This window comes from Candidatus Frankia alpina (assembly GCF_902806485.1).
Lineage (GTDB): Bacteria > Actinomycetota > Actinomycetes > Frankiales > Frankiaceae > Frankia > Frankia alpina.
Window position 1 is genome coordinate 1 of the sequence record NZ_CADCWT010000275.1, and the last position, 5591, is coordinate 5591.

Genomic DNA, 5591 nt, shown 5'->3' on the forward strand with positions numbered 1-5591 from the left:
CGGCAGCGGGCTGTACTTCGTCGGACTTGAAGCCAACGGAACCGTCTACGCCTACGCGCTCAACCAGAGCGGCGGCGGATACACCCGGATCGCCACCGTGGCGAGCGGCTTCGCCGCGGTCATGGACCTCGAGTACGAGCCCGCGACCGGTCATCTGTGGGCGGAATGCGACGACACCTGCCAGGGCCGCACCGCGACGCTCGACATCAACGCCGCCGGCCGGCTCGCCGGCACCGCCGTTTACGCCCGCCCCACCGGAATGTCCAACTACAACAACGAGGGATTCGCCATCGCGCCGCCGGGGACCTGCTCGGCCGGGCACAAGCCGGTCGTCTGGTCCGACGATGACAACGACGCCAGCCACGCGCTGCGCAGCGGAACGCTGACCTGCGCAAGCTGACGCCACGGGTGGGGCGGGCGGTACCGCAGGGCCCGCCCGCCCCACCCAATAGTCACCCGCCGGCGGCGTCGGCCAGGACGCCGACCAGACCGGTCACAGCCATCGCGGCGCAGCCGCCCAGCACGACCCGCAGCGTGGGGCGCAGCAGCGCGGTGCCCGCGGTGCGCGCCGCCAGCGCCCCCGCGAGCGCCAGCCCCAGCACCGTCACCGCGACGATGACCACCAGCCGAACGGTGCCCGCGGGCGCCACCATCCCGAGGAACGGCACCAGCGCGCCGACGGTGAAGCTGCTCGCCGACGCCGCCGCAGCCTGCGTCGGCCGGGCCTCGTTGGTCTCGTTGTGGCCGAGCTCGTCGCGCATGTGGGCGCCGAGGGCGTCGCGCTCGGTCAGTGCCTTGGCGACCTTCACGGCCAGGTCGCGGGGCAGGCCGCGGTGCTCGTAGATGCCCACCAGCTCCGCGAACTCCGCCGCCGGGCTCGCCGCGAGCTCCGCCCGCTCCAGCTCGAGATCGGCGTGGGCGACGTCGGCCTGGGCGCTGACGGACACGAACTCGCCGGCCGCCATGGACAGCGCTCCGGCCGTCAGCCCGGCGAAGCCCGCGGTCAGGATCGCGCCGCTCGACGCGCCGCTCGCCGCCACGCCGACGACGAGACTGGAGGTGGACACCAGCCCGTCGTTCGCGCCGAGGACGGCCGCCCGCAGCCAGCCAGTCCGCTGCGTACTGTGCCGCTCCCGGTGCCGGGTCATCAAGCTTGCTGCCGCCATGGCGAGCATTTCAGCACGGCCAAACCGAGCTGAACGAGCGGGGACGCCTTTCCATCCTGTGACAATTCCCGCCAGATGAGGTCGGTCCGGAGCCACCCATGTCGTCGCTGCGCGTGGTCGGGCCGGCCCGCGTCTCAGCTTGCCGGTCGGCGGTCGAGCCAGGTCACGTACTGGCGCAGCCCCATGACCTCCCACAGGGTGTGCCGGCTCCAGCCGTCGCCGTCATGCAACCGAGCGTGGTGGGCGACCATCCGCAGCCCCTGCCCGCCGGCCGACTCGGGCCGCAGGGTGAGGCCGAGGGTCACCACCGGTGAATGCCAACCGACCGCCGACCGCTCGATCCGCAACTGGCGGCCGATGAGGAACGCCAGGTGGGTCCGCGCCGGCGGCTGCTTACGCGGGTGCACGGTGACGGACCCGACGTGCGGCCAGGCGGCGGCGTCCACCGCGGCCCGCAGCAGCGCGCCCGGCTCCACCGGCACGAAGTCGACCTCGACGCACTCCTCGCCGGCCGCAGCACCCGCCGGGCCGGCGATGACGAGGCCGTCGGTATCCGGCAGCACCAGTGCCGGCAGGTCGGCGCCTTCGATCTCCCATTCCATGCCGGCGGTCATGCCGGCGGGTCACCGCCAGCATCCTGCCGACCGGTCCCCGTCCCAATGCATCACCTTTCGCGTAGCGCGCCTCGAGCATGGCAAATATCGGCCAGTCGTCCCAAGGGGGAAAACCCGCGGCGTGGCTCCTCCCAGCATGGAAGATCCGTATCCGTCCGGCTCGGCCGGTCCCGGCCACTTGGCGTCCGCGCCGCGGATCGACTGGCCTCTCGGCTGTTCCGGGCCACCCGATCGTACGGCCGGAGTCCCCACCCGATGTCGTCCGCTGTCACTGCCGGGTCGATTCCGGTGCGGCCGCACCGAGGCTCGCCGTCAGGAATCGATCCCGCTGCCCCGGGCCGGAACGGCAGTGCCAGAACACCGACCGGAATTGGCCCGGCGCACGCCGATCCGGACCGATGCCGACAACATCGGCCCCGCATGATGAACAATAGATTCGACACCGTTTCGCACCGAGGATGTCGGGGTGATATCGCCGTGTCCCGTCACGACGACGAGGCCCAGTACCGCCGCCTCGACGAGGTCAGCCGGCCCGACCTCGGTCAGCCCCACGACCAGGACGCCACCCGGCGGACCATCACCCTCGGCGGGGACGCGGAGTCGTTCCGCGCACCTTCCTCCCGGTGGCCTGACCGCGTCCCCGACATCCTGAACGCCGTCCTCGTCCTCGTCCTCGTCCTCGTCACCGTCCCCCGGCCGCGCGCTGGGGTGGTGAGATCGCCGCCGCCGGTCAGGTCGGCGAGCCGGCCCACTGGTCGGGGCCGAAAACCTCGTAGTGGATGCGCTGCGCCGGCACGCCGCGGCGCAGCAGGCCGGCGCGGGCGTCACGCATGAACGGCACCGGCCCGCACAGGTAGGCGCGGGCCCCGTCGGGCAGGGGCACCGCGTCGATGTCGAACGTGCCGGTGTGGCGGGACTCGCCCCGCGCCCCGCTGGGGCCCGTCGCGCTGCCGACGCCCGCCGCCCTGCCGATGCCCGCGGCGCTGCCGGCACCGGACTCGTACCAGGTGTGCAGGTGGAAGTCTCGCAGCAGGGCGCCCACCTCGATCATCTCGGAGCGCAGCGGGTGGTGGTCGGGGGAACGGTCGGCGTGCACGGCCACCACCTGGCGATCCGGTTGCAGCCGGGCGGTGTGGCCGAGCACGGCGATCATCGGGGTGACGCCGATGCCCGCGCTGATCAGCACGAGTGGGTCGGCCCCGGTGGCGAGGGTGACGTCGCCCGTCGGCGGACTCACGTCCAGGATGTCGTCGACCTTGACCTGATCATGAAGGTGGGAGGAGACGACGCCCTCGGGTGCGCCGCCGGCGGCGGGCACCCGTTGCACCGTGATCCGCAGGCTGCCCGCGCCGGGCGCCCGGGACAGGCTGTACTGCCGGGCCTGCCGTTCGGCGCCGGGCAGGTCGACCGCGACGGAGATGTACTGGCCGGCCAGGTAGGTCGGCAGTGGCTCGGGCCCGGCCGGCACGAGGTCGAAGGAGACCACCTCGGCGGTCGCCACGGTGCGCGCGGTCACTCGCCAGGGCCGCCAGACGCGCTCCGGGTCGGCACCGACGCGCTGGGCGATCCGCCCCTCCTCGGCGATGAGTGCCGTGGCGAACAGCCAGTAGACCTCGTCCCAGGCGTCGTGCACCTCGCGGGTCACCGCATCGCCGAGCACCTCGCCGACCGCCGCCAGCAGGTGCTGGCCCACGATCGTGTACTGCTCGGGCCGCACGCCCAGCGAGACATGCTTGTGCGCGATGCGGCGCAGCACCGGGGCGAACGAGGTCTGCGACCCGTCGAGCAGATGCCCGGCGTAGGCGACGACGGCTGCGGCCAGCGCCTGTCGCTGCGCGCCGGTTGCCTGGTTGCCCTGGTTGAACAGGTTCACGAGTTCGGGATGGGCGGCGAACATGCGCGGGTAGAACACGGCGGTGATCTCGACGGCGTGTTCGGCGACTACGCCTGCGGTCGCTCCGACGACGGCGGCGGAACGTTCGGACAGCATGGGATGACCTCCGGACTCGAACCTGGCGGCGGCGATGGCACGGTGGCGATGGGCTGCGGTGGGAATCCGCTGCCTCGGTGATCAGCCGCCCGGGTCGACGTCGAGGTCGCTGGACTGGGTCAGGCGCAGGACGACCCCTGTGGCGGGACCGGTGCTCATCCGGACCAGCTCCACTTCTACGTGTTGTAGTAGCTGGATGTGCAAGCATATGGAAGAGCGGTCCCCAGGCCCACTCTTCGGGCCCCATGGTGTCGTTCACCGTCCGTTGCCGACGCCGATATCACTGTGGGTATAGCCTCCGCGACATGACCGGACCGCGACGATGACCGGACCGCGACGGGGCGGGTTGGCGGGCCTCGTCGGTCCCGACGGGTTGTGGGAGTCGGTCGAGCGGATGGTCTCGTTCGGCCCGCGGCTGCCCGGCTCGCCGGCGCACCATCGCCACATCGACGACCTCGATGTCCGGTTGCGTCGCGCCGGCCTCGAGGTGACCCGCCATCCCGTCCCCCTCGCGCGTTGGCTGGCCGACGACTGGTCGTTGCGGGTCGTCGACGCGCGCGGGGTGAGCGCCACGGTGCCCGCCGGCTCCTACCGCCCGTACTCCGGCGAGACGTCGGCCCGCGGGGTGACGGCGACGGTGGTGGACGTCGGCGCGGGCGGCGCGGCGGACTACCGGGGCCGGCCGATGGCGGGTGCGATCGTGCTCGCCGACGCGCCTGTTGCCCGACTGCGCGCCGAGGTGCTCACCGACCTCACCGACCTCACCGACCTCGCCGACGCCGTCGAGCCGCCCGACGCGCGAACGCGGCTCGCCGCCGAGGACTACTCGCGGGTGTGGCTCGGCGTCCCGCCACCCCCCGACCTCGCCCTCGCCCGCCGGCACGGCGCCGTCGCGATGATCGCGATTCTCGATCTGCCGCCGTTGCTGGCCGCCGGCCAGTACACCCCGCACCAGCAGCCGTATGCCGGCCTGCCGACCCTGCATGTCGACCGCGAGCAGGGGGCCCGGCTGCGCGCCCTGCTCGCGCTCGGCCCGCTGGAGGCCACCGTCGTCCTGACCGCCCGCCGTGACGACGCCACCGTCGACTACCTGCTGGCCCGGCTGCCCGCCCCCGCTGCCGCTGCCGCCGGAACGTACGGCGACGTGCTCGTCGCCACGCACACCGACGGGCAGAACGCGGTCGAGGAGAACGGCGGCCCGGCCCTGCTCGCCCTCGCCGAGCGGCTCGCCCACCGGCCGCAGGCGCGGCGGGGGCGCGGCACGCTGTTCCTATTCTCCCCAGCGCACATGATCGCCGATGCCGCGACGGTGAAACCCGACGCCTGGCTGCGCGCCCACCCACGGCTGCGGGCCTCGCTCGCCATGGCGCTCGTCGCCGAGCACCTCGGCGCGATGGGCTGGGACGAGCGCGGTGGCACCGCGCCCTACGGGCCGACCGGACGCAGCGAACCGGTCGTCGTCGCCGTCGGCCACAGCGACCGGCTGCGCCGGCTCGCCGTCGACGAGATGCGGGCCGGCGGGCTCGCGCGGGCCGTTGTGCTCCCACCGGCCGGCGACGGGCTCTACGGCGAGGGCACGTTCCCCTACCGGCTCGGCCTGCCGACGGTGGAGTTCATCAGCGGGCCGGCGTACCTGCTCCAGGTCGGGCCGGGCGACCAGCTCGACAAGCTCGACCGGGCGTTGCTGCACCGGCACACCGTCTTCCTCGTCCACCTGCTCGACCGGATGCTCGCCCTGCCCGCGCCGGGTCCGTAATCACCGAGAATTCCGGGGGATGCCCTGGCCTTCAGGCCGTGGAGGAATCCGGCCTCCCGCGGAGC

The 5591-nt window shown here is 73.2% G+C and carries 5 protein-coding genes and 1 pseudogene; 2 read left to right on the forward strand and 4 right to left on the reverse strand.

All coding sequences use genetic code 11. The annotated features are described in order from the left end of the window. Positions 1–400 (forward strand): annotated as a pseudogene (locus tag G6R25_RS20670) (lamin tail domain-containing protein); the annotation flags it as partial. 52 nt (positions 401–452) lie between these two features. Here the strand turns inward: G6R25_RS20670 and G6R25_RS20675 are convergent. The 4 genes from G6R25_RS20675 to G6R25_RS20690 all read right to left on the reverse strand — a co-directional run bounded on the left by G6R25_RS20675 (position 453) and on the right by G6R25_RS20690 (position 3770). Then, on the reverse strand, positions 453–1166 hold the full coding sequence (locus G6R25_RS20675) for a VIT1/CCC1 transporter family protein (protein ID WP_235949258.1): 714 nt from the start codon (positions 1164–1166) through the stop codon (positions 453–455). Positions 1167–1300: 134 nt separating this feature from the next. Next, positions 1301–1780, reverse strand: a complete 480-nt coding sequence (locus G6R25_RS20680; RefSeq protein WP_163554260.1) for a hypothetical protein — start codon at positions 1778–1780, stop codon at positions 1301–1303. Positions 1781–2092: 312 nt separating this feature from the next. Continuing rightward, positions 2093–2332: a hypothetical protein gene (locus tag G6R25_RS20685; protein ID WP_136448548.1), complete on the reverse strand. Its 240-nt coding sequence runs from the start codon at positions 2330–2332 to the stop codon at positions 2093–2095. A 178-nt stretch (positions 2333–2510) separates the two neighbouring features. After that, positions 2511–3770 carry a globin domain-containing protein gene (locus tag G6R25_RS20690; protein WP_163554261.1) on the reverse strand — a complete coding sequence of 420 codons (1260 nt, stop codon included), beginning with the start codon at positions 3768–3770 and terminating at the stop codon, positions 2511–2513. A 322-nt stretch (positions 3771–4092) separates the two neighbouring features. On the opposite strand from G6R25_RS20690, the gene G6R25_RS20695 reads away from it, so the two are divergent. Next, the gene (locus G6R25_RS20695; RefSeq protein ID WP_163554262.1) at positions 4093–5526 is read left to right on the forward strand and encodes a hypothetical protein; all 1434 of its coding nucleotides are present in this window, start codon (positions 4093–4095) and stop codon (positions 5524–5526) included. Positions 5527–5591: the final 65 nt, after the last annotated feature.

What these genes read in the sequence shown, in the direction of transcription:
- G6R25_RS20675 (WP_235949258.1), bottom strand. Translation starts at nt 1,166, where the DNA reads ATGGCGGCAGCAAGCTTGATGACCCGGCACCGGGAGCGGCACAGTACG.
- G6R25_RS20680 (WP_163554260.1), bottom strand. Translation starts at nt 1,780, where the DNA reads ATGACCGCCGGCATGGAATGGGAGATCGAAGGCGCCGACCTGCCGGCA.
- G6R25_RS20690 (WP_163554261.1), bottom strand. Translation starts at nt 3,770, where the DNA reads ATGCTGTCCGAACGTTCCGCCGCCGTCGTCGGAGCGACCGCAGGCGTA.
- G6R25_RS20695 (WP_163554262.1), top strand. Translation starts at nt 4,093, where the DNA reads ATGACCGGACCGCGACGGGGCGGGTTGGCGGGCCTCGTCGGTCCCGAC.